This window comes from Rufibacter radiotolerans, from assembly GCF_001078055.1.
GTDB classification, from domain to species: domain Bacteria; phylum Bacteroidota; class Bacteroidia; order Cytophagales; family Hymenobacteraceae; genus Nibribacter; species Nibribacter radiotolerans.
Window position 1 is genome coordinate 3,570,243 of record NZ_CP010777.1, and the last position, 22,236, is coordinate 3,592,478.

The window sequence follows — 22,236 nt, forward strand, 5'->3', positions numbered from 1 at the left end:
GAACCAGCCAGTAAACACCAAGGCCGCTTGCCGTTTTGAGCCTCTTTTACAGAAAACAGCCCCAAAACAGCAAACGGCCCCAAACAGGCAAATCTAAAACCGGCTCTACCTCCCGGTCATGGAAGGCGGACTTTGGGCGGGAGCCGTGGCCCACTTCTGATTAGGGGTATCACCCATCACAAAGGTCAGCTTGCCGCCCTGCATCACCTCCTGGTGGGTAATGTAGGAACGCTCCAAAGCCTTGCCGTTGAGGCTTACGGCTTGCACATAAAGGTTCCTGGTGCTATTGTTCTTGGCCTCTACCTCAAAGTATTTGTTGGGACCTACCTCAATGCGGGCCTGTGTCACCAGGGGACTGCCCAGCACATAGTTTCCGTCTGCGGGGTTCACCGGGTAGAAACCCATGGCACTGAACACGTACCAGGCGCTCATCTGCCCGCAGTCTTCGTTGCCCGCCAAACCGTCTGGTTTACTGCTGTACATGGTGGTCATGATCTGGCGCACCTTCTCCTGGGTTTTCCAGGGCTTGCCCGCGTAGTTGTAGAGGTAGGCAATATGGTGACTGGGCTCGTTGCCGTGCGCGTACTGGCCAATCAACCCAGAGATATCCGGGGACACGTTGGGGCCGGTCATTTTAGAGGTGACGTTAAACGTGGAATCCAGGTGCTGAATAAAGCTGGCATCTGACCCAAACAGATTGATAAGCCCCTGCACGTCATGGGGTACAATCCAGCTGTGCTGCCAGGCGGTACCTTCAATGTAAATACCGTCAAAACCGTGCTCAGAGTGGAAAGGATCAAAGGGAGACACCCAACTGCCGTTGGCGTTCTTGCCGCGCATAAACCTGGTCTGCTTGTCAAACAAAGCCTTGTAGGAGGCAGCGCGCTTCATGTACTTCTGGTAATCCTGGGGCTTGTTCAGTTTTTTGGCCACCTGGGCAATGCACCAGTCGTCATAGGCATACTCCAGGGTCTTGGTCACCGACCAGCCGTCTTTGTCAGCGGGAATATAGCCGTAGGTGCGGTAGAAATCTGTGCCGCGCACGTTTTGGGCCGCGCTCGCTTCCATGGCCGCGTAAATCTCATTTGCTTTCTCGGGCAGGTAGCCTTTCATGAGGGCATCGGCGAGCACGGGCACGGCGTGGTAGCCGGTCATAGTATTAGCCTCATTGCCCGAAAGCTCCCAAACTGGCAACAGCCCGTGCTCTTTGTAGCCCTGCAGCAGGGAATTCAGCATATCAGGCACTCGGTCTGGCTGCGTGATGGTGAACAGCGGGTGGGTAGCCCGGAACGTATCCCAAAGAGAGAAAACGGTGTAGCGCTGAAACGGCACGGTGGTCACCGTATCCCGGAAGCCTTTGTACTGGCCTTTCACGTCTGAGAACAGGCTAGGTGCCAGGGCGGTGTGGTACAAGGCCGAGTAGAAAATGGTATCCATGCCGGGCTCAATAAAGGAGGCCTGAATCTTGCCCATTTCCTGGGCCCACTGGTTTCTGGCCTGCCGCGCCACCCGTTTGAAATCCCACCCGGGCAGTTCCTGCCGGATGTTCTGCAAAGCCCCTTCAGTGCTGGCGTTGGAGATACCCACCTTCAGCAGCAGCGGTTTGGGCCCTTTGGCAAAAGTGAACAAGGCTTTGGCTTTTACGCCGTGTACCTCCTTGCCGGCCTTGGTTTTCACGCTATCCAGTAGTTGCGTCTTCTGTATAGGCTCTGAGAAAACGGCGGCAAAATACACCCACTGCTTGCGGGCCCAACCGGTAGACCGGCGCATACCGGTCACCAGCGTGTCATTCACCACGGTAATGCGGGTTTCCGTGGGTTTGTCCCAGTTAATCCTGAAGCCCAGATCCAGCACTACGCCTTTGGCCGAGTCGGCGGGGAACTGGTATTGGTGCAGGCCCACCCGCTCCGTGGCGGTAAGCGCTACGTTGATTTTATTGTTTAGCGTAACGGTATAAAACCCGGGCTCCGCCGATTCATTTGCATGGCTGAACTTCTGGCGCGGGTTCCTGGCCAAGTCAGGCAGGTACTGCGGCATAAAGGAAACATCGCAGAGGTCGCCAATGCCGGTGCCACTTAAATGCGTCTGGCTGAAGCCGGCAATCAGGCTGTCTGAATAATGGTACCCGGAGCACCAGTCCCACCCTTCCGTGCCGTTGTCTGGGCTCACCTGCACCATCCCGAAGGGGACCACCGCCCCCGGGTACGTATGGCCGTGGCCGCCGGTGCCCACAAAAGGATCAACCTTGTCTACACCAGCCGTTGCCTTCCCGGGCTCTCCCTGTTTCTGGAGGGCACACCCCGCCGCCAGGCCCAATGACAACATTACCCCAAATGCTCCTGTTTTTATCTTCATCTGCCAAGTATTCTTTAGTACTGTAGGCTGCCTTGCCCGCAGGCAAAGCGCCTTCTGTTTTGAGCCTGTTTTCAGGAAAACACCCCTGAAACAGTAATTGCTTTATTCTCCGTTACCGGAATTTACTGTTTTTGCTTTCTGAAGTCTGGGAACTGCACCCGGTCTTTATAGAGCGCCTTGAAGAATTCTTTGCGCTTCTTGAGGCCCTCATAGAAAAAGTACACTTCGCCATTAATGCCGTGGGCCCGGTTGTAGTTTACCATCTGGGTCAGCAACTCCGGCGAGGCCGTGTAGTCATCTACCTGCAGCAAGACACCCGGGTAAAAGCCTTCGGGGTTGAAGTTACCCAATTGCTGGCTCAGGACTTTGTTCATCTCATTCTGGTAAGGCGCAAAACCATAGCGGTACACCTGCGGAATCACCAGGTCTACCAGGCCCATGTTCAGCCAGGCGGGCCAGTCCTGCAGGTAATTTTCCTCGGCCCAAGGGTAAATGCTGGGCGCCATGGAAATGATCACGTCTGGCTTGGCCTTCCGCACCTCGGTCACCAGGTCTTTGAGGAATAGGTTCAGTTTGCCGGAGCGCCATTTCACCCACTCATAGTCTTTCTCATAGGCCGGGGGCGCCTTGCCGCTGTGCTCAGATTTGTACAGGTTCACGGTATAGGGGTCGTACCCGCCGTTGCTGGGTAGGGCCGGCAGGCGGTCATCGCCCTGGATGCCGTCTACGTCATATTTTTTCACTACCTCCAGCACCAGGTCCTTCACAAAGCCCTGCACCTCGGGGTGGAAAGCGTTCATCCACTGGAAGTTGTTCTTGGCCGTGATCTTGCCTGCTTTGTCTCTGGAGGCCCATTCCGGCTTTTTCTGCAGAAGAATCCCACCCGTAGAATCATTGATGGAGGCGGCAAACCCAAACTCAAACCAGGCAAATACCTTTATATCTTTCTTTTTAGCTTCTTCTATCAGTTCCTGCAGCGGGTCACGACCGGCAAAGGCGGGAGCAATGGACTGGCCGGTGAGTTTTTGCATTACCTCACTCTGGTACATGGTCTGGGCCTCATTCAGGGTCACTACAAAAATAGTGTTGAAGCCCAGTTCATGGCACAGTTCCACCGCCTCTTTTATGTTCTCCCGGGAATAAAGCGCGTCACTGACCACGTTGGTGAGCCACACGCCCCTGATGCCCGTTTTTACCGGAACTGTAGCCGTGGGTTTAGAAACCGAACAGCCGCCAATTAGTAACAGTCCACCTACAAAGAGGAAAATGGCACATAGCTTTTTGATAGAGGAATACGGCATGGACACGCGGGTTAAGTAATACTACAGGAGACTTGCACGGTTTCTGACTGGTGAGCCAGGGAGTTATAAGCCGGAAGCATATCTTCACTCGCTTTTCCCTCGCTAAATAAGCCACCGTAGCAGGACTAAAGTAAGGCATATTTTTTTAAACTAAAATTTGTTTTTAAATGTTTTTATAAAGTTAAGCGCAGTTATTTAATGCCCTTGATATAAATAAAATGCATAATATGTGTACTCACTACACTATAGATTCCCATAAATGAATAAATTTGATGTATAGGGAGTACAAGTCTGCCGTTAGGGCCTCTTTATGACACAAGACTTTTTAAAATGACTAAAAACTTTTTCACCGATATAAGCAGTGATACCCCTACTGGTGTTGCCTACAGAAACGTCAACCAAAAGAAGAAACTGATTTCTTACTTCGCCAATACCGGCAATGCCACCATTGCTGAGCTTGGCAAAGAACTAAACCTGAGCGTTCCTAAGATCACCAGCCTCCTGAATGACTTAATGCAGGACGGACTGGTGAAAGACTACGGCAAGGTAGACTCTACCGGGGGCCGCAGACCCAACCTTTATGGCCTGGCCCCAGACTCGGGCTTCTTCCTTGGCATTGACGTGAAGAAATTCCACATCAATATTGGCCTCACAGATTTCCAGAAAAACCTGGTGAGCAGCTTTGACAAATACCCCTACCGCTTAACCAACAACCTGGAGTCACTGGAGGAACTGTGCCAGATCATCAATAAATTCATTGATGATCTACCCATTCCCCGCGAAAAGATCCTGGGCATAGGCATTAACCTTTCTGGCCGCATCAATAACCAGAAAGGGTACAGCTACAGCTTTTTTCACTTCCATGAAGACCCGCTCAGCAAGATCATAGAGTCTGAGGTGGGCATCACAGTGTTTCTGGAGAATGACTCCCGGGCCATGGCCTTTGGCGAGTTCTGCTCTGGCGTGGTGAAAGACGAGAAAGACGTGTTGTTCCTGAACCTGGACTACGGCATAGGCATGGGCATCATGATCAACAGCCAGCTGTACTACGGCAAGTCTGGGTACTCAGGGGAGTTTGGGCACATTCCCCTTTTCCAGAACGAGATTATCTGCAAATGCGGCAAAAAAGGGTGTTTGGAAACGGAAGGTTCTGGCTGGGCCTTGATAGAGATGTTTAAGGAGCAACTCCAGGCGGGGGCCTCCACCCTGGTCACCCGGGAAAACATAAACCTGGATGACCTCAAGCTGGAGGACATTATCAAAGCCATCCACAATGATGATGTATTGGCCATTGAGCTTATCTCTAAAATTGGGGAGAACATTGGCAAAGGAATAGCCCTGCTCATCAACATCTTCAACCCTGAGTTGGTCATCCTGGGCGGAAGCCTCGCTTCTACCGGAGAATTTATCTTACTACCCATCAAGAGTGCCATCAAGAAATACTCCCTGAGCCTGGTGAACAATGACACCCAACTAAAGATCTCTATGCTGGGTGAACAGGCAGGGGTGATTGGCGCCTGCCTTTTGGCCCGTAATAGAGTATTGGCCTTAGAGGACATCTAACCAAAACTTGGATTTCAGAGAAAAAAGGATCGCCCCTGTTTTAGGGCTGTTTTCAAGAAAACAGCCCTAAAACAGGGGCGATCCTTTTAAAGGTAAGGAGGGGTGGCTACTGCTTCACAATGCGCTTCACCACCTTGCCTTCCGGAGATTCCAGCACCACCAGATACACGCCGGCCGGCACCTTGGTCAGGTCCAGTTCCACTGTCTTGCCTGTCAGGTTTTGCTTACGCAGAATGGTGTTTCCTACTAGGGTCATCACACGTACATTCCCGTTTTTCCGAAGGGCCTCCGGAACCTCCAAATACAGTTTGCCATGCGTGGGCACTGGGTACGCCACTACCTGGCTGGCCAGCACGGCGTCTTTGGAGGAAGAGGCCAGCGTTCCAATTTTCTGCAGCCTGATGGCATCTATGGTCACATAGGTGGTAGCTTGGCCGGGAGTGGCACTGGCCAGGTTGGTCACTACCAGGGAGTCATTGGCCCTTAGGTCATACGTACCCACCACATTGAATTTAGAGCCGTTAAGGGATTGGTCCATGGCCACGGACGGCTGGGCTACCCCATCATGGTACACCGTGTAAGGCGTGTCCTTGGCCCGGTTAGTGGAGTTGACCCACCAGGCACTCAGCTCGTAGCGCCCAGGCTCCAGATCCACGAATTTATAGCGGGCCACCTTGTCTCCAGTGCCAATGGCCATGATTCTGGCCTTAGAAGTACCGTAATAGCCGGCGTTCCCGGTTTCGCCCCAGCTTCCGTTGCGGGTTGCAAAGGCCTCCGTCATTTCCGTGTCATAGATCTTAGGCTCCGGGGCCCGTTGTTTTAGAACAAGCGAAGAAGGCATGGCCCGCTCCACGCCGGCATCAGAAGGCCGTATGGTGGTGGCGCCTTTCACCACCATGGTGGAAGAGCCGCCGCCATCTAAGTTCAGGGCCTCTACGGCGCCCAGGCTTACCATGATATCGGCTACCTCACTTAGGGTAGCGCCATCAGAAACCCCTGGGTTACCGCCTTCCACTACCAGTAGGATCATCTTTTTGTCTGCGGTATAGCCAATAGCCGTGCGGGCCCGGCGGGAGTTGTTATCTATCACAATGAGTTCCTCTGCGTCTGTGATCATTTTAGCCCCGTTCTGCACCAATACCGGAGAGCCGCCTATGCCCACCGAAGGTCGCCAGAGAGCACCCCCGGCCGGAAACGTGGCGGTAGGTACTGGTTGCGGGGCCTCACCTAAGCGGTTAGGACTTGGTACCGAATAGCTATAGGTGGTATTAGAGGCATCTATGCTGTAGATCCAGGCTACATCTGGCGTGTTATTCGCTAAGATCCCAAAGGCGCCGCGGGTAGGATAGTAAGGCGTAGAGGTGCCATTTAAATCGCGGTTCAGGGTCTTGATATTGGGGGCCAGCACCGCCGAACTCTGGGCCAGATAGCTGTAAGAGACATTCCCACCAAAGAACCCGCCATTGACGGCCACATAAGCCGGCTCCCGTTGCTCCTCAGTAAAGAACTGGGTTGTAGTCTTGGAGGAAGTTCCCCCGCCGTAGGCCGCCTTCAGCTCAAGATTGGGATCCTTTAAATCTGCCAGAGTATAGTACGCCTTGGTAGGCACCCCAGCCGCAATAGGCGTGGTGGAGAGGAAGACTTCCACAGAGGCAGGCAAGCCCGAGTTGAGGGTGGCCGGTTTGGTCCAGGTCATTTGCGCGAATCCCGGCTGCGTAAACAGCAGGAGCGCTCCCATACCCAGAAGGCTTTTCACAGAGCGTAATTTTCTTGTCATAGGGTAACGTTTATTAGTAAGATGTCTATTTGTTTTTAAGAGAACACACGCCACCAAGGCATACCTGAACCGCAGTTAAAGCACTACTATTTTTTGCCTGTATAGTAATCGGCCTTGCCGCACTTGTAAGGAATAAAGGCCCGGCCTGACTCCTTTGAGAGAATAAGTGAAGGGCGTGGCCAATGGCTCCAGTTCCAGCACCAGCTTTCCCGTTGCGTCAAGCAGCCTTACGCTCTCCACTTCCCTGCTCTCCTCAGGCAGCACCAACCGGAAAGCACCAGAGGTGGGATTAGGGTATATCCTGACTTCCCCTTTCCTTGGGTTTATATTTTCAAGCGCAGCACTTAAGAGAGGAGGAACAGGGGCGTTGTCTAACCGGCGGTTCCGGATGATCATCACCGCATCGGCACTGACCAGCTTGCCCGCCTCCACGTTCTCCGTGGTCAGCGTGATAAGTTTTTTCCGGCCAGCGGTCAGGTAGAAATCGCCCAATTTGTTCCAGCCGGCCAGGGCGGGCGTGGTCTGGTTCAGGGTTTTCACCACGGAGCTGTTGCGGTAATCAAACACCTGGTACGCGGCGGCGGTGGTTCTATTGGAGGCCGGCACGTTGTAGACATAGACCTCATAGTAGGCGTTGGCCGGCACTGTCACAAAATAGTCAATGGCCGCAGGGCCGTCCAGCCCGCCGTAGATGCTTTTCCCGCTGTACCCCTCCATGCTGCTGGCGGCCCAGGAACCGGTCCGTACCGCATCCTGGGCATTGTTCACGGTGGTAATGGCCTTTTGCTCGCGCCAGTCCGCAAGGGCGTAAGGTGGGTGCGCCGGCGTGGCAAAACGGGTCTGCCGCAGGTAATTGAACTTGCCTACCAGGTCGTCATAAAACCAAAGTGCCGCTCCTTTAAAGCCTAGGGACGTATTCACGTTCAGGTAATCCACCACCTGTGGTCCGGTAAGGTTGGTAGAACCCGGGTTTACCGCAAACGAGGGATAAATGCGCTCATAGTTGCTCACCGCGTTTTTGGTGTAGGTTAGCCAGTTCTGGTAGGTAGAGATGCTGGAGGAGTAGCTTTGCATTTGCAGGTTATCTACCTTGTTGTTGGTGATCCACCATTTCCAGTCCTGCAGCAGGCCCTCATAGGCCGTGTAGGTAGAAGACCCCATCTGGCTGGGCGCGCTGGAAACATTCACCTGCGGGTTCACCGCTTTCAGGCTGTCATAGAGCAGGGCCACAAACTGGTTCAGCTTATCGGCGCGCCAGCGCATCCAGGAAGTATCATTCACATCAACAGGAGGGGCCGCGCCGCTGTGCTCGCTTTTGTAGAGGTTCACGGTAAAGGGATCATACCCGTATTCTTTGCTGGAGTACCGGATACGGTCCATCTCAATGCCGTCTACGTCATACTTGCGCGCTATTTCTGTAGACAGACTGATGAGGAACTGGTGCACCTCTGGGTTACTCTGTACCATCCAGTAGAAATTGCTTGCGTCCTTCTCCTCCCCGGCCTGGGTGCGGGCTATCCATTGGGGGTGCGCCTCAAAGATGGGACCTTTGGACGTAGTACCGGCGGGCGCATAGCCGCCCACAAACCCGTACTCAAACCAGGCTTCCACGTGCAGGCCTACGCGGCGCCCCTCGGCAATGGCCTCTGCCAGAATATCACGCCCGGCGTAGGCGGGGTCAATGAGAATGCCGGTGTGCTTCTGGAATACCTCGCTCTGCCACAACGGGTAGCCGCGGCTCCAGACGTTCACATACACCACGTTGAAGTTGGCAGCGGCCAGGCTGTCCATCTGCGCGGCTATTCTGGCTTTGCTGGTGAATGAGGAACGGGCCATCCAGGTTCCCCGCAATTCCTGCGCCTGCACGTTGGCCAGCAGTACCAGGATCAATAGAAGACAGATCAAAACTCCAATTTTTTTCATAAGCGTTTCATCTCTCAAAAGCTGGCACAAGTATTTTATTTGGCCCTGGGAGAAGGCTGTTACTCAATTTTATTTCCTGAGGTGAGGCTTCACTAGCTGCCCCCATAGCACGTAGCCGGCAGGCGTCATGTGCAATCCGTCGCCAATGAAAAGCTCGGGCCGGGGTTTTCCGTCGGGGCCCAGCATGGGGGTGCCCACATCCACAAACTTCAAGTTCCGGTGCCAGAAGGCGTACCGCTTTATCTTTTTGTTGGCTTCCTGCATGACAGGGTACATGTCCCAGCGCGACAGGCTGGGCTTAATAGACAGGTACACCAGCTCAGCGTGGGGCAATTCTTCCTTCATTTTCTTCGCGAAGGCTTTGAACTGGGCATAGGTCATCTCAGCGGTTTTGCCGCTGGCAATGTCATTGTCCCCGGAGTACAGGAATACCTGCTTTGGGGCATATTTTTTCACAATGCGGCCAAAGTAATAGGTAGCGTCGCCTATTCTGGACCCGCCAAACCCACGCAGAATAATAGGGTATTCCGGAAAATCACCGGGCAAGGTGCGCCAGCCCCTGATAGAGGAACTTCCGGTGAACACAATTCCGCCGGGGGCGGGCATGCGCAGGCTGTCACTCTTTTCAAAAGCCCTTATTTCTTTTTCCCAAAGAGCGGGCGTATCTGGTTTCTGGCCCAGGGCAGGAATCAAAAGGCCTAGCCATAAAAAGAACAGAACCGAAAGAAAGGAGGCTGATTTCATGGTGTGAACAAGAGGGAATGAATGCGACTTAACGGTTTGAAATATTCAGAAGAATGCTAAGCTGTTTATGGCCTGTTTTCAGGAAAACGGCCATAAAACAGAAAATACCAACCTGGGTCCTGGTTAAGGGAGCCGTGACTTTTTATCAATGGTTTTAATGTCCTTTACCAGGGCACCGGCCAACTGGGAAAAGCCAAGGTCTGTAAGGTGCACCCCGTCTACAGTGCCTTCGCCGTCTGTATTAACCAAGCCTTTATTGTTGCGGTAGTAAAGCTGTTTCACTCCTTGGGCTTTTAATTGCGCATAGGCTTGCCGCAGGTTGTGGTTCTTTTTCTGCACCAGATCAGAGACGTGCAGGTCAATCCAGGTATGGGCATAGTTGATGTTCTCCAGCAACAGGATAGGCGTATCTGGCCGGCTGGCCCGCAGCAGCAGCACTACCTCCAGCGTTCTGGGCAGCACCTCTTCGGGCTTCATGTTGGGCAGGCAATCCAGCACGTATAGGCTGGGGTCAAGATCGGTGAGAAGCGTCGCCATTTCCTGGTCCATCTTGCCGTTGCCCGAAAAGCCCAGATTGATGGTCTCCCGGTTCAACTGCCGCCCTATAATGGCCGGATACGCCATACCGGCGCGGGAAGCGCAGGCCCCCTGCGTGATGGAGGTACCATAGATGACAATTGGTTTTCGGGCCGGTTTGGCTACGCCTGAAATGGAAGCGCCGCTCTCAATGCCAATGGCTACGGAATCTACCCCGTCATACAAAGGCAGGTAGAGCAGGAACTCCCGTTGCCCGGCCGCCATGTTGGCCACAATTTCGGCTTCGTTTTTCTTACCGGTTGGTTTTCCTGCCCCTACCCACTGCCAGCCTTTGGGGCCGCGGGCGTATAGGTCTACCCCTTTCACGCCGGTAGCCGCCATGTGGTTAAGGGTATTGTTGCCCCGCACGCTCCACCTCACCTTAATACTTTTAGAGGTACTTGTAAACTGCACGTGCGCCCCGGCGGAGTGCTGCCCCAGTTTCCAGACCTCGTCTGTCACCTGGCCTTTTGCTTTGGCCGGCAAACGGGTGTAGGTTTTCTCCAGTTCGGGCCACCCTAACCCTCTCACTCCCAGTTCCTGCGCGTCATGCCATTCGGTAGCGGCGGGGGCTACTGTTTTCGTCACTACATTGGCATGGGTAACCTGCCCACCTTCCACAGCAAAGTAGATTAGCAACAGCACGCCCATTAAGGGCACCAAAAGATTGGATTGCTTCATAAGTATAGGCAAGTGAAAGGTGAGAAAAGCAAGGCGCGCTTACTTCATGTCAATGGGCACAAAGATCAAGGGTGTAGGCAGGCAAGAGGCCCCGGGCGGGGAATACGTGAACCTGATGGTCTGCTCTTCTCCGTTGGCGGCCGGCGGAAAAACCTGAATCAGGATAGCCTCTGGGTCTTTTTTTGTGTTCAGGCGGTCACTGGGCAATTGAATGATGCCGGCGTCAAACTTGCCTTTGCTCACCACCATGGTAGCCGCCATGCCGCCACACCACTGGTTATCGTCGGCGCGGGAGTTCCAGGTGACCAAGGCCAGGCCTTTGCCATCTGTGCTTTTCCATTTCATTTCCACCTCATACATCACCCCATAGTTACCGGCCAGGGTAGCCACCTCTCCCCTACTGCTTTCACGCCCTTGCACCCAGGGGTCTTTCTTGCCATCTGCGATGATGATTTCGGCGGCGCCGTTTTTGGTATCTAACACGCCCTGGGTAATGACCCGGTAATTGCTCACGCCAAACACGCCGCGGCCAGCGCCGCTTTTACTTTTGGGGGGCAACACGTTGGTGATTCTGGCCAGGGCTGCGGGGCCCGAGGTTTTCAGGTCGGTCTGCAGCACGCTTACCTCGCCGGGCTGGTCTATTACAAACTCATAGAACCCGTGCACCAGCTCATCATACTTGACCACGTTTTTCTCCAGTCTCTCATCAATAGCGATAGCCTGGCCTGGTTTAATGGTCCTTATCTTGTTTTCTGGCTTTGAGGCGAAGTAATCTGCCAGGCCTTCTTTGCCGGCTTTAAAGTAATTGGTGGTGGGGGCCTGAGAAGAGTATTTCAATAGGCGCAGATGCATGTCTGCCGTTCCCGTGTTTTTGATGACCGCGGTGATTTTACGGTCTATCTGCCGGGGCTCCTTGACGCCATTCACGTTGTAGACATACAAACGCACCGCCCCCGGCTGCACCGGCTCTTTGAACGCAATGGCCTCTGGCACCCTAATGTATTCCGGGTCATCAGAAATGAGGTACTGCGGCCCGGGCTGCACTATCTTTTGGTACTCAATGGAAGAAAATTTTTGCTTAAGAAAACCGGGCAGTTCTACCACGTTTCCCTGTTTGGCCTGCAAAACCGCTTTGTTTAGAGCAGGGTCCAGGGACTGGGCTTTCACGATTCCAGATAAACAGATCAGAAAGAGTAGATGGGAGAATCTTTTCATAGAGCACCGAATTGGAGGAAGAATAACAGCTCTGAAGCACGTCTTAGAAAGTGCCCTAAGCTGGACTAAATATAAGATTACTTTCTATTATTAAAAAATTTTAAAATCTAATATACACTTAAAAAATATATTGCTTTGCCAGAAAAAAGAAGGCGATGAGCAGGCTCTAAAAAGCAGAACCCTCTTTCCGTTTTGGGCCTGTTTTTAGGAAAACAGGCCCAAAACGGAAAGAGGGTTCTGGAGTTTACGTATGCTTCTTAAGACTTACTTAGTAATCACTTCCAACAGTTATTTACCAACTTGTGATTTACTTCTTATAGGTCTCAAAAAACTGCGGAAACTTTTTAACTCCCTCAAAGAACCAGAAGCTTTCACCGTAAATCCCTTGGCGGCGGTTTTCATCTACCATTTGCTTCAGGAACTCAGGCGAAGGGTTGTAATCTGCATTCTGGATCAGCAGCCCCGGAAAGAACTTAGACCTGTGCTGTGGCTTGAGGTAATCTAGCTGCTGCTTCAGCACGGCCTGATACGCGGCGAAATCATAGCGGTAATGTTGGGGCAGCACCATGTCTGTGTATCCTTTGTCTAACCAGGCGGGCCAGTCTTGCAGGTACTCGTCCTTTGCCCAGGGGTGAATACTAGGCGCGGTAGAGACTATCACGTTTGGTTTCACCGCTTTTACCGCCTTGTACATTCTGCCTAAAAACTCTGTGAGCAGGTTGGCCCGCCAGTTTACCCAGGTAGCTTCTTTGTAGTTAGACGGGGGAGCGGCACCGCTGTGCTGGCTTTTATACAGGTTCACGGTGTAGTCATCATACCCGCCGGTGGAAGGCAGGGCCGGCAAGCGGTCATCTCCCTGCACGCCGTCCACGTTGTAGTTTCTTACCACCTCCAGCACCAAGGAAATCATGAAGTCCTGCACCTCGGGTTTGAAGGCATTCATCCACTCAAAGCCGTTCTTTTTGAGCAAGGCTCCGTTGGCATCTTTGGCGGCCCACTCGGGCTTGGTCTGCAGAATAAGGCCTCCGTTTTCATTGTTGGCGGCGGCAAAGCCGTACTCAAACCAGGCATGCACCTTAATGTTCTTCTTATGGGCTTCCTCTATCATCTCAGCCAGGGGATCACGGCCCGCGAATTTATCGGCAATTTTTACCCCAAACTGGGCCTCCATGATCTGGCTGGGGTACAGGGTACGCCCCCGGTTCCAAACCACCACAAAGATGTTGTTGATGCCAGACTGCTCGCACACGCTTACGGCCTGCTGAATATTGGCCCGGGAGTCTAAGGCGGTACTGGCTACGTTGGTGATCCAGACGCCGGAAAATCGCTCTTTCACGACAGGGGTTACTGGGTCAACTTTCTCTTCCTTGCCAGAGCAACTCCCTACGGAGAAGAACAACAGGAAAAGGCAAAGGAACGTGGTGAGGTTATTTTTCATATTCATGATCTTTAAAGAAAGTTAATAGCTGGCACCGCTGATATTGATGGTTTCAGCGCCTGCCTTTCGCTCCTCATCAGTGGCCACTATCCTGAAGTAATTTATGTTGGGGCAGCGCATATCTGTAAACCTTTTCTGGTGCATGGGCACAGAAACCACTTTCCCTTCCCATTGACGGAACAGGTTGGTTTCCTTCCACACGGCGTTTTCTACCTTGGTTTTAGTGGCCTGTACTGGCTTGCCTTCATTGGCCACCTGGTCTATGGCATTCACGCGCTTAAAGTCTCCCTGGCCGCCCATTCTATAGCCGGCGGCATCAAACTCTTTCTCAAAGCGCTTGCCTGCGCCTTCTATGATCAGTTTCAGTTTTCCCTCTGCCACCACTTGCACAGACATAGACACCTCTTCACCGGGGTACCAGTAATAACCGCTTTCCGCCGGCGCGTTTTCATAGCTGGCAGGTTGTCCACTAACGTGGGAGGTGCGCCGCAAAAACGGCCGGAATGCTTTTCTGTCTGGGGTCACATTGCCCTGGGCATCTCTAATTACCTCCCAGGTGAGGCCAATGTCGGTTTCCTGCCCGCCCATGTTGCCCCCCATGTATACCGAAGGATTATCTAAGTATTGCTGCGGCTTGGCCGGGTTTATGCGGGCTGGGTCAAAGGCGATAGTGGGTAGTACCACTTTTCCCTGAATACCTAACCACACATCTTTACTGGACACCACCTTGCGGTAATACGCGCCGCTAAAACAGTTGGCACTCAGGGCTGGCTTTACTTCATTGGGGAAAAACGTGGTGATAGGATCTTCAGCCGTTGGGGTCACCTTGGGTTCTGGATCTGTATTGCTACAGGCGCCAAAGCACAAGCCCACCGCTGTTAAAAGACTAAGCAAAACTCTCATAATAGGAGGAAATTTAAAAACCACCATGGTCGGTTCTGCCTGTTGTAAGACAGGCAGAACCGACCATGGTAGGAAAGATTACTTCTCAAGCTTATAAAGGCGCATTCCAATATTGGTACACACAAAAGCGGCATGCAATTTCCCGTTTACCACTGCCATATCTGCGTCCATGGTGTTGTTGGCATTGGCGGCGGTAGAAGGCATCAGGAGATTCATGATCGGGTTCTGGAACGAAGCCACTTGTCCATCTGTGATATCACATACCCTAAAGTACGCCCCTTTACCAGAGGAATAGGCGGTATAGGCTAAATAGGTACGGCCTTTGTGCGCCAGAACGCGGGCGTCGGTGGCGGTGATTCCCGTTTGCTTGTGCAGTTCCGCCATGGTACTGTTCAGGGAAATAATTCCGTTGAAGTTAGTTCCGGTGGCAGCGCCAACGTAACCGGCAGTTCCTATTGGCATTGGCTCTACACTCCAGTAAAAACCATTTCCGGTGAACGGGAAGTTATACCGCGTTGGGGTTGGGTTCAACACCCCGCCGGTTACCGTCCAGACAAAGACATCTGTTTTCTGGGCCATGCCTACGGTGATAATGGCATTGCCGTCTAGGCTACCAGAGATATTGATACCAGCCGAACGAGGCGTGTAATCTACCCCTAACGATGCTCTGGAGTATTTGATGTAAGGCACTGGCGCCGCGGTGACGTTATCCCATTTGTAAATGGTCTGCTCTGCGTCTGTCAGGCCCAGAGGCACTACCAGAATGGCGCCTTTAGTATCTGTAGCCAGCTTGCGAAGGCTATGGGCAATCACTACCCCTGTCTTGTTCAGAACACCTACCTGCTGGCCGGTGAAGTCATAATAATTTGGTCCTACTACGGTAGGCGCTACGGCAGAATAGTTAGGCACCACCAGGTAATTCCCACTGAAGCCTACGCTGTTCAGGTCATTGGCCCCATAGCCAAAGCTGGCGTAGTCTTTTGAGAAAACAGGCAATAAAGACAACTGCGGACGGCCGATGGTGAATTCTTTGACAATACCGTCTGTACCCGTGATTTTCACTTTCACGTTGCCTGCCAGCAGGTTCAGATTCTGGCCAGTGAAGGCAGGGTCTACCCGGTTCCCGAAACCAGTTTCCAGCATAACGGTTGAATTTGTAAAGTCGCTCAACCCGGTTACGTACGGTACCAGGGTTGTACCACCCACTACTACCACTGAATCTGTGGGAAGACCGTTGATCTGCATGGACCGCACTGAGGCCGGCCCTACCTGCTCGGTAGTGATGATCAGGTCATATGGGTAAATGGTTTCATCATCTACCCCTTTGATCTTGAAGGTCTTTTTATCAGTATAGTCAGCAGCAACCCCATTAGTAAACTCCTGCAGGGTGCCATTGACAAATTCCATGGTCACCTTCAATTGCTTCAGGTTGGTTCCTTTGGGCACCTGCACAATGAGAGAGCTAGCCCCAAAGTAAATGTCTTTCTTCTCCACGTTCACCCCTTCAATGATGAAGGAAGATAGCGCAGGCGGTGACTGCACCTTAAGAATCACTTCGGTCTGCTCTCCGTTGGCTCCTTTCAAGCTTAGCTTGATAGGTTTCCTGGCGTCATATTTCTCATTGTTCTCAAAATTCTGGGCCTCTCCGTTGGCTACCAAAAGCTGTAGTTTCACGTTTGACAGGTCACGCCCGTTGGGTAGCGCAATCTGCACCACGTTGCCGGCGTATTGCGGGGTGTACAGGTCATTGTTCACCTTTACCCCCACTACTTTCACGGCCTCGTAGTTTCTGGACAATTCATCTACGCTACAGGCGCTTACTACCAAAAACAGCAGGACTGCAAAAATCCCCTGCCACTTAGTATTATAAATCTTTTTCATATGGTGCTGATATTTGCTGTTACAGGGCTGCCCCTTTACTTAAACCAAATCAGTATTACTGGCCGTAACCGTCATTCTGGGTGAGCCAAGGCGCCTTGTTGCGCTCGGTCTGCGGAATGGGCCATAAATAGAACTTATCATCCCATTGGCGGCTGCGGTCACGGACCCTGAGCTTGCTGGCAAATGCCTGGTAACTGGCAATGTCATTCAAGTCTCTCTCTGAGCCGGGCGCGCCATAAGAAGGCACCATGTCTGCCGTAGCCTGGTCATAACCGTCTGGGTAAACTCCCTGCGCGGCATTCACGCCAGTTGCCAATGGATACCCGTAAGTAGGCTCAGCATTCTGCAGGGCCCCAATTCTCCACCGGCGCATGTCAAACAGGTAAAGCGACTCTTTAGCCAGTTCCACTTTTCTTTCACGGCGCACAATCTGGCGCATCTTGTCCTGGTTACCGGCACGACCTGGGTCTGCTTGCAGGATGCTTGGCATACCTACCCGGGCTCTCACCTGGTCAATGGCATTTACCACCGTCGCGTCCATTTCACCTACCTCAATTTTAGCCTCGGCGTACGTGAGCAGAATCTCCGCGTAGCGCATAATAATGATGTTGTATGTAGGCAGCGCGCTGCTTTCATCATCAAAGTGGTTATACTTTCTCCAGGCAAACCCTACCCCGCTTTGCACATAGCCAAATGGGGCCACCGCTCCGGAATAATCTTTGTTGTCAATCATTTTCAGGTTACCGGCCTCATCCCATGACTTGGTCTGGGGCTTGTATACTTCCATCAAGAATTTAAGCTTGTTGCTTCCGGTGTTGCCTATAATGGTATCATGGTGGGTATAGATAGTATACTTGAGACGGGGATCTCGGCTTGCAAAGGGGGTTTTGGGGTTATAGCCAGAGCCAGGCTCATCAATGCGTTTCCCGTTGGCCATCTCATAGGTATCTACCAGCTGCTGGGTAGGGAAACGGCCACTCTGCCCAATCATGCGCACTTGCTCACCCAAAGACATGTAATGCGAGTTCTTGTCGCCAAAATCTGAGAACATCATAAAGAACAGGTTCTCGCGTTTGGCGTCTGCCTTCATTTGCCCCGTGCGGGTGAACAGGTCATTGTAATTGGTCGCCAAGCCACGGCCACTCTCATCCATTACTCTCTTAGCAGCGGCCGCTGAAATTCTGAAGTACTTCTCGGCTTGGGCAGGATTTTTTACCCCACTCATTCCGTACCCGAATTTATGCCATGAACCGGCGTATAGGGCAATGCGGGCCTTAAGACCCAGCGCCACAGATTTATCTACCCGGCCCCATTCGGTGGCCGTCCAGGGGAGGTTAGCGGAGGCGTCATCCAGATCTGCGATAACGGCGTCTACCACTTCATTCCAGGGCGTGCGGTTCACCCCCGTTAATTGCTCAGTGGTAACGGAGTTAGGGAAGTAAGGGACATCCCCGAACAGGGAAACCAACTGTATGTAGAAATGGGCTCTTAGGACTTTTACTTCCGCCAGGTACCGCTTGGCGTTGTCATTCAACTCGCTTTGGTAGGGAGCCGCGCCGTCCAGCACCGTGTTTGCCCGGGCAATGGAGGTATAAAGGGTGGACCAAAGCAGTTCCTGGGTGAAATTGGTTCTCAGGTCAATGTTGCCTACCCCAATAGAACTGTTGTCTGCCCGCTCAATCCCGAAGGGGGTGTACATGTCCCATAAGATGGAGAAGGGAATATTGCTAGTGCTACCATGGTTCATTTTCAACCGCTGGTACACCCCGTTGGCCCCTTGCTTGATGGCGCCTTCATTGTTATAGAAGTTAGAAGACAGGTAGTCGCTTTGGGGCTCACGCTCCAGAAAATCATCACAGCCAGAAAGGGCCACTAGTCCCAGGGCACAAAGGAGCACCTTTGCCCTAAACAGTTTTTTGAAAGTATACTTCATTTTCATGTCGATTTCTAGATTAGAACTTTAAGTCAACGCCCAAGGTGTAGGTCTGCATGATGGGGTAGAATTCACCGCCAACGCCGCCACCGTAACTAACCTCTGGGTCATACCCCTCAAAAAAGTTGCTTCTGGTGAACAGGTTCTGACCACTCACATACACCCTGAAGCTCTCTACTTTTACCCGTTGGGTAAGAGCCTTAGGAATGGTGTAGCCTAGGACCACGTTCTTCAACCTGGCATAAGCGCCGTCACGCACCCATTTGTCTGAGCGCACAAAGTTGTCTGATGAGTTAGCCTCAGGTACCAGCAGCGGATATTCCGCATTCTGGTTTTCTGGGGTCCAGGAATCTAACTGGTGCTCAAACAGGTTACTGCCATTGGCAAAAGGCTTCAGGCCTACGCCGCTCATAAAGGTGGAACGCTTGCCTACCCCCTGAATAAAGGTGGTAAAATCAAAGCCTTTCCAGCCTGCGTTCAGGTTCAGGCTATACTCGTAATGCGGGAACGGATCACCCAGGTACACCAGGTCACGGGAGTCTATCAACAGTGGGTTAACACCATCTGCCTGGTAGATCTTCTTGTACTTCACAAAGCCAGGGCGGGCCGAGGTGCCTAATTTTGGGGAGGCGGCCACGTCATCCCAGTCTCTGTAGTAGCCATCTGTCAGATAGCCCCAGATGCCTTGGTTAGGGTAGCCTTCCACCATGGTCCTGTCCTGAGAGTTCAGGCCGTTCAGGTTCGTGATCTCATTCTGGTTGTCACTCAAGGTTACCGTTGCGCCGTAGCTGAAGCCGTTTATCTCATTGCGGTGGGTAAGGCTTATCTCCCAGCCATTGTTTCTCATGTCACCGGCGTTGGTGAACGCCGGGCTGATGCCTGCATAATAAGGCAGCGGGAATTTCATGAGCATGTCATACACGCTCTTGATGTAGTAGTCGGCGGTTAAAGACAATTTGCCTCTCCAAAGGGCGGCATCTACCCCCACGTTGAATTGCTTTGATTGTTCCCAGCCAATGTTGCTGTTCTCCAGTTCTGTCTGCGCCACACCAGGCACCAATTCTTTGTTGTCACCCAGGTAATAGCCATAGCCCGGGTTGATGGTGGCCGTGTATGGGTAGTTCCCTATGTTCTGGTTACCCAGCAAGCCGTAAGAAGCCCGCACCTTTAACAGGTCCAGTTTGGAGATATTCTCCATGAAGCTTTCTCTGGATATCACCCAACCAGATGACACGGAAGGGAAGAAACCCCATCTGTTTTTGGCCACGAACCGGGAAGAGCCATCATAGCGCCCGTTTACCTCCAGCAGGTATTTGTCATCAAAGGTGTAGTTAAGGCGAGCATACCCAGACATAAGGGCCCAGGCGCTGGCTCCGCCACCTGAGGTAGCCGTGGCACCGTCACCGTTTCCTAAGTAATACCGGCCCAGCTCAAAGCCCTGCTTTGCGCCGAAGAATGAAGAGAATTCACTTTCCTCGGTCTGGAAACCAGCCAGCACCTTGGCATAATGCTTACCCAAATCCTTTTCATAGGAAGCCTGGGTCCGGAAGTTGTTTTGAACCGTCTGAGACCATCCTTCGGTAAGGCCATCTTCAGCGGGGTAGATACCCAGCACCTGACCTTTTAAGGAAGTAGTATACGGCGTCACCAGGCTTCTGCTTCTGCCGGTTACGTTACGGCGGGAATATTGGGTCACCAGTTCCAGACCAGCTAGCGGGGTGGCCGTCAGGGTTCCGTTGATCAGGATCTCAGAGCTTTTGTTTTTGTTCTCGCCGCTGGCATACGCCTGCGCGGTAGGGTTGTCTCCGTTTTTACCATATCCCCAGTTTCCGTCCAATTCGCGGGCGGCAGAAAGGGTGGGCAACATGTAGAGTGCTTTGTTGATAATACTTTTAGGCGAACTCACCCCCGGAGCCAAGGTGTTGGACTCCCGTACCCCCGTAATGAGGCCGGCCTTCAGCCATGACGTGATCTTGGCATCTGTGTTCACCTGAATATTGGTGCGGTTAAAGCTGTTATTGGGGATTAAGCCATCCTGGGTTAGATAAGACCCTGACCCAAACATTCTCAGTTTTTCTGTACCACCGCCTACTGACACGTTGTGTTGATGCAGTAAAGCGTAGTCTTTCAGGGTTTCCTTTTTCCAGTCAGTATCATACCGGTTCCAGTTGTCTGGCTCCAGGTTCTTCTGGTCTTCAATCAGCTTTGTTTGCTGCTCTCTCTGGGCCGGTGACACACTCACGCCCGCGTTGTCAAATGACTTGAGTTCGGCTTCCAGGTACTGCCAGGCCCTTACCACGTTAGGCATGTTGGTAGGACGCTGCACGGTGGCAGACCCGCTGTAAGAAGTAGTGATGCCGCCTTCTTTTCCACGCTTGGTGGTAATCAGGATAACCCCGTTAGCGGCCCTGGAACCATAGATAGAGGCCGAAGCCGCATCTTTCAGCACAGACACACTCTCTACAATGTTGGCGTCTACTTGGTTAATATCCATCTCTACGCCATCAACTAACACCAATGGGTAGGTACTTGAGTTAATGGAGCCTATCCCTCTAATTCTGATATTGGACCCGTCTGCGCCTGGCTGACCAGATGTCTGTTGCACGGTAACGCCGGGCATAGTCCCTTGTAGGGCAGTAGAAAGCGACGCTACTTTTCTTTGGTTCAAGACCTCTCCGCTCACAGAAGAAACCGCCCCGGTTAAGGTTGCTTTCTTCTGGGTGGCATAACCTACCACCACCGTTTCCTGCAATTCAAAGGCGTTTGGCTCTAAGTTTACGGCTAGCTGCTTTTGGTTAGTATAAGGCACTACCTGTGTCTTATAGCCAATAAAAGAGAATACCAGCTCATCGCCTGGGGTTACATTCAGGCTGAACTTCCCGTTGACATCTGTGGCCGTCCCCTTGGTGGTTCCTTTCACCACCACACTTACGCCCGGCAACGGCTCTGCTTTGTCAGAGACTGTTCCAGTTAAAGTAAAGTCCTGCGCAAACAGACTGGCAGACCTTATCAATAAGAATAAAATCAAAGTAAAAACTCTTTTCATGTTTTTAACATTTTAGTAAAGCTTGGGCTGAAAAATCTAATTCTAGTCTTGACCGGTGCCAACCAAGACGGATAAGCATTTGGGGTGATGGTATAAATAGGAGGCCGAAACCCTTTAAACTGCTGCGGACTCGCGCCTAACTCTGTATTGCCAGATTCTTACAGTAAGACCTTCTTCTAAAATTGGGGGCATCTAGAAGCATGCTTACCTGGTGCTGCTGTATTCTTCAGAAGCTTCTTTTCATTCCTGAAATCATAAGAAGTTCTGCGGCCATAAGGATTATCCTCACCCACCAATGCTTCAGCAAGGCCTTCTCTTTAGCAATAGATCTGCCTGCGACAGTTAAATCTCTTTCTGCCTGAAAATAAGCCACCTATCTCTTCAAGTACCAGGTTGCCTTCACTTCCTGTTCTTGCCTCTATAGCCAACCAAATATAACAAAAGCAAAAAGTGATTACCAAATTAATAATGATTAAATTTTAAAAGGTTGTTTTAATTAGAGTTAAAGTTAAAATGATTGCAATACTTTTTAAATAAAATTAATTTCAATTTTACATTCCCTTCTATCTTATTTTGAAAGAATATCTATAAAAAGGATAGAAAAGGCTATTATTTACATTAATGGAGGTGCTGAGTTTTTTTAAGCTTCAGGGCCTATGTTTCCCTCTAGTAAGTAACTAAGGCAACCTTTACCTCCCAAAGTGGTGGTTACAAAAAGGCTAAATCCTTGCTCTCTTACCCCAGTGAATTGAATCCCCTTCTACATCCTGAGGGTCAGGCATTCCAGGGGCTCCTATATGAGAAGGAGATTTCATCTAGAATAAATTTAAAAAGCCCGTCCCTCTTATTGCATTCTCCTCCTAAAACAATTACTTTAACAGAGTTTATTGACCAACAGGA

Annotated in this window: 13 protein-coding genes; 1 reads left to right on the top strand and 12 read right to left on the bottom strand. The window is 51.8% G+C overall.

Annotated elements, in window-relative coordinates:
• Window positions 1-105 precede the first annotated feature (105 nt).
• Together TH63_RS14535 and TH63_RS14540 are read right to left on the bottom strand one after the other, a co-directional pair.
• Complete coding sequence (locus tag TH63_RS14535) at window positions 106-2,355, bottom strand: GH92 family glycosyl hydrolase (protein WP_048921577.1); 2,250 nt, start codon at window positions 2,353-2,355, stop codon at window positions 106-108.
• Between the two features lie 122 nt (window positions 2,356-2,477).
• Complete coding sequence (locus TH63_RS14540) at window positions 2,478-3,656, bottom strand: glycoside hydrolase family 10 protein (protein WP_082161706.1); 1,179 nt, start codon at window positions 3,654-3,656, stop codon at window positions 2,478-2,480.
• A gap of 330 nt (window positions 3,657-3,986) precedes the next feature.
• Here TH63_RS14540 and TH63_RS14545 point away from each other — a divergent pair, with 330 nt between their 5' ends.
• On the top strand, window positions 3,987-5,219 hold the full coding sequence (locus TH63_RS14545) for an ROK family transcriptional regulator (protein WP_048921578.1): 1,233 nt from the start codon (window positions 3,987-3,989) through the stop codon (window positions 5,217-5,219).
• Window positions 5,220-5,325: 106 nt separating this feature from the next.
• On the opposite strand, the gene TH63_RS14550 is transcribed toward TH63_RS14545, so the two are convergent.
• From TH63_RS14550 to TH63_RS14595, 10 genes are all read right to left on the bottom strand, one after another.
• The gene (locus TH63_RS14550; protein ID WP_082161708.1) at window positions 5,326-6,996 is read right to left on the bottom strand and encodes a phosphodiester glycosidase family protein; all 1,671 of its coding nucleotides are present in this window, start codon (window positions 6,994-6,996) and stop codon (window positions 5,326-5,328) included.
• A gap of 75 nt (window positions 6,997-7,071) precedes the next feature.
• On the bottom strand, window positions 7,072-8,919 hold the full coding sequence (locus TH63_RS14555) for a family 10 glycosylhydrolase (RefSeq protein WP_082161710.1): 1,848 nt from the start codon (window positions 8,917-8,919) through the stop codon (window positions 7,072-7,074).
• 69 nt (window positions 8,920-8,988) lie between these two features.
• On the bottom strand, window positions 8,989-9,663 hold the full coding sequence (locus TH63_RS14560; protein ID WP_076606499.1) for an SGNH/GDSL hydrolase family protein: 675 nt from the start codon (window positions 9,661-9,663) through the stop codon (window positions 8,989-8,991).
• 123 nt (window positions 9,664-9,786) lie between these two features.
• Window positions 9,787-10,920 carry an SGNH/GDSL hydrolase family protein gene (locus TH63_RS14565; RefSeq protein ID WP_048921582.1) on the bottom strand — a complete coding sequence of 378 codons (1,134 nt, stop codon included), beginning with the start codon at window positions 10,918-10,920 and terminating at the stop codon, window positions 9,787-9,789.
• A 39-nt stretch (window positions 10,921-10,959) separates the two neighbouring features.
• The gene (locus TH63_RS14570; RefSeq protein WP_048921583.1) at window positions 10,960-12,135 is read right to left on the bottom strand and encodes a hypothetical protein; all 1,176 of its coding nucleotides are present in this window, start codon (window positions 12,133-12,135) and stop codon (window positions 10,960-10,962) included.
• Window positions 12,136-12,442: 307 nt separating this feature from the next.
• Window positions 12,443-13,573: a glycoside hydrolase family 10 protein gene (locus TH63_RS14575; protein ID WP_053093824.1), complete on the bottom strand. Its 1,131-nt coding sequence runs from the start codon at window positions 13,571-13,573 to the stop codon at window positions 12,443-12,445.
• A 21-nt stretch (window positions 13,574-13,594) separates the two neighbouring features.
• On the bottom strand, window positions 13,595-14,476 hold the full coding sequence (locus TH63_RS14580) for a hypothetical protein (RefSeq protein WP_053093871.1): 882 nt from the start codon (window positions 14,474-14,476) through the stop codon (window positions 13,595-13,597).
• Between the two features lie 78 nt (window positions 14,477-14,554).
• A complete protein-coding gene (locus tag TH63_RS14585) occupies window positions 14,555-16,357 on the bottom strand; it encodes a DUF5018 domain-containing protein (protein WP_048921585.1) in 1,803 nt (600 codons plus the stop codon).
• Between the two features lie 55 nt (window positions 16,358-16,412).
• Window positions 16,413-18,296, bottom strand: a complete 1,884-nt coding sequence (locus TH63_RS14590) for a RagB/SusD family nutrient uptake outer membrane protein (protein WP_197088567.1) — start codon at window positions 18,294-18,296, stop codon at window positions 16,413-16,415.
• A 13-nt stretch (window positions 18,297-18,309) separates the two neighbouring features.
• Window positions 18,310-21,336 (bottom strand): SusC/RagA family TonB-linked outer membrane protein, encoded by a 3,027-nt coding sequence (locus TH63_RS14595; RefSeq protein WP_197088568.1) that lies wholly within the window; start codon window positions 21,334-21,336, stop codon window positions 18,310-18,312.
• Window positions 21,337-22,236: the final 900 nt, after the last annotated feature.

Coding starts and splice junctions, on each gene's coding strand:
- TH63_RS14535 (WP_048921577.1), bottom strand. CDS start 2,355: ATGAAGATAAAAACAGGAGCATTTGGGGTAATGTTGTCATTGGGCCTG.
- TH63_RS14565 (WP_048921582.1), bottom strand. CDS start 10,920: ATGAAGCAATCCAATCTTTTGGTGCCCTTAATGGGCGTGCTGTTGCTA.
- TH63_RS14555 (WP_082161710.1), bottom strand. CDS start 8,919: ATGAAAAAAATTGGAGTTTTGATCTGTCTTCTATTGATCCTGGTACTG.
- TH63_RS14590 (WP_197088567.1), bottom strand. CDS start 18,296: ATGAAAATGAAGTATACTTTCAAAAAACTGTTTAGGGCAAAGGTGCTC.
- TH63_RS14585 (WP_048921585.1), bottom strand. CDS start 16,357: ATGAAAAAGATTTATAATACTAAGTGGCAGGGGATTTTTGCAGTCCTG.
- TH63_RS14540 (WP_082161706.1), bottom strand. CDS start 3,656: ATGCCGTATTCCTCTATCAAAAAGCTATGTGCCATTTTCCTCTTTGTA.
- TH63_RS14545 (WP_048921578.1), top strand. CDS start 3,987: ATGACTAAAAACTTTTTCACCGATATAAGCAGTGATACCCCTACTGGT.
- TH63_RS14580 (WP_053093871.1), bottom strand. CDS start 14,476: ATGAGAGTTTTGCTTAGTCTTTTAACAGCGGTGGGCTTGTGCTTTGGC.
- TH63_RS14550 (WP_082161708.1), bottom strand. CDS start 6,996: ATGACAAGAAAATTACGCTCTGTGAAAAGCCTTCTGGGTATGGGAGCG.
- TH63_RS14575 (WP_053093824.1), bottom strand. CDS start 13,573: ATGAAAAATAACCTCACCACGTTCCTTTGCCTTTTCCTGTTGTTCTTC.
- TH63_RS14560 (WP_076606499.1), bottom strand. CDS start 9,663: ATGAAATCAGCCTCCTTTCTTTCGGTTCTGTTCTTTTTATGGCTAGGC.
- TH63_RS14595 (WP_197088568.1), bottom strand. CDS start 21,336: ATGAAAAGAGTTTTTACTTTGATTTTATTCTTATTGATAAGGTCTGCC.
- TH63_RS14570 (WP_048921583.1), bottom strand. CDS start 12,135: ATGAAAAGATTCTCCCATCTACTCTTTCTGATCTGTTTATCTGGAATC.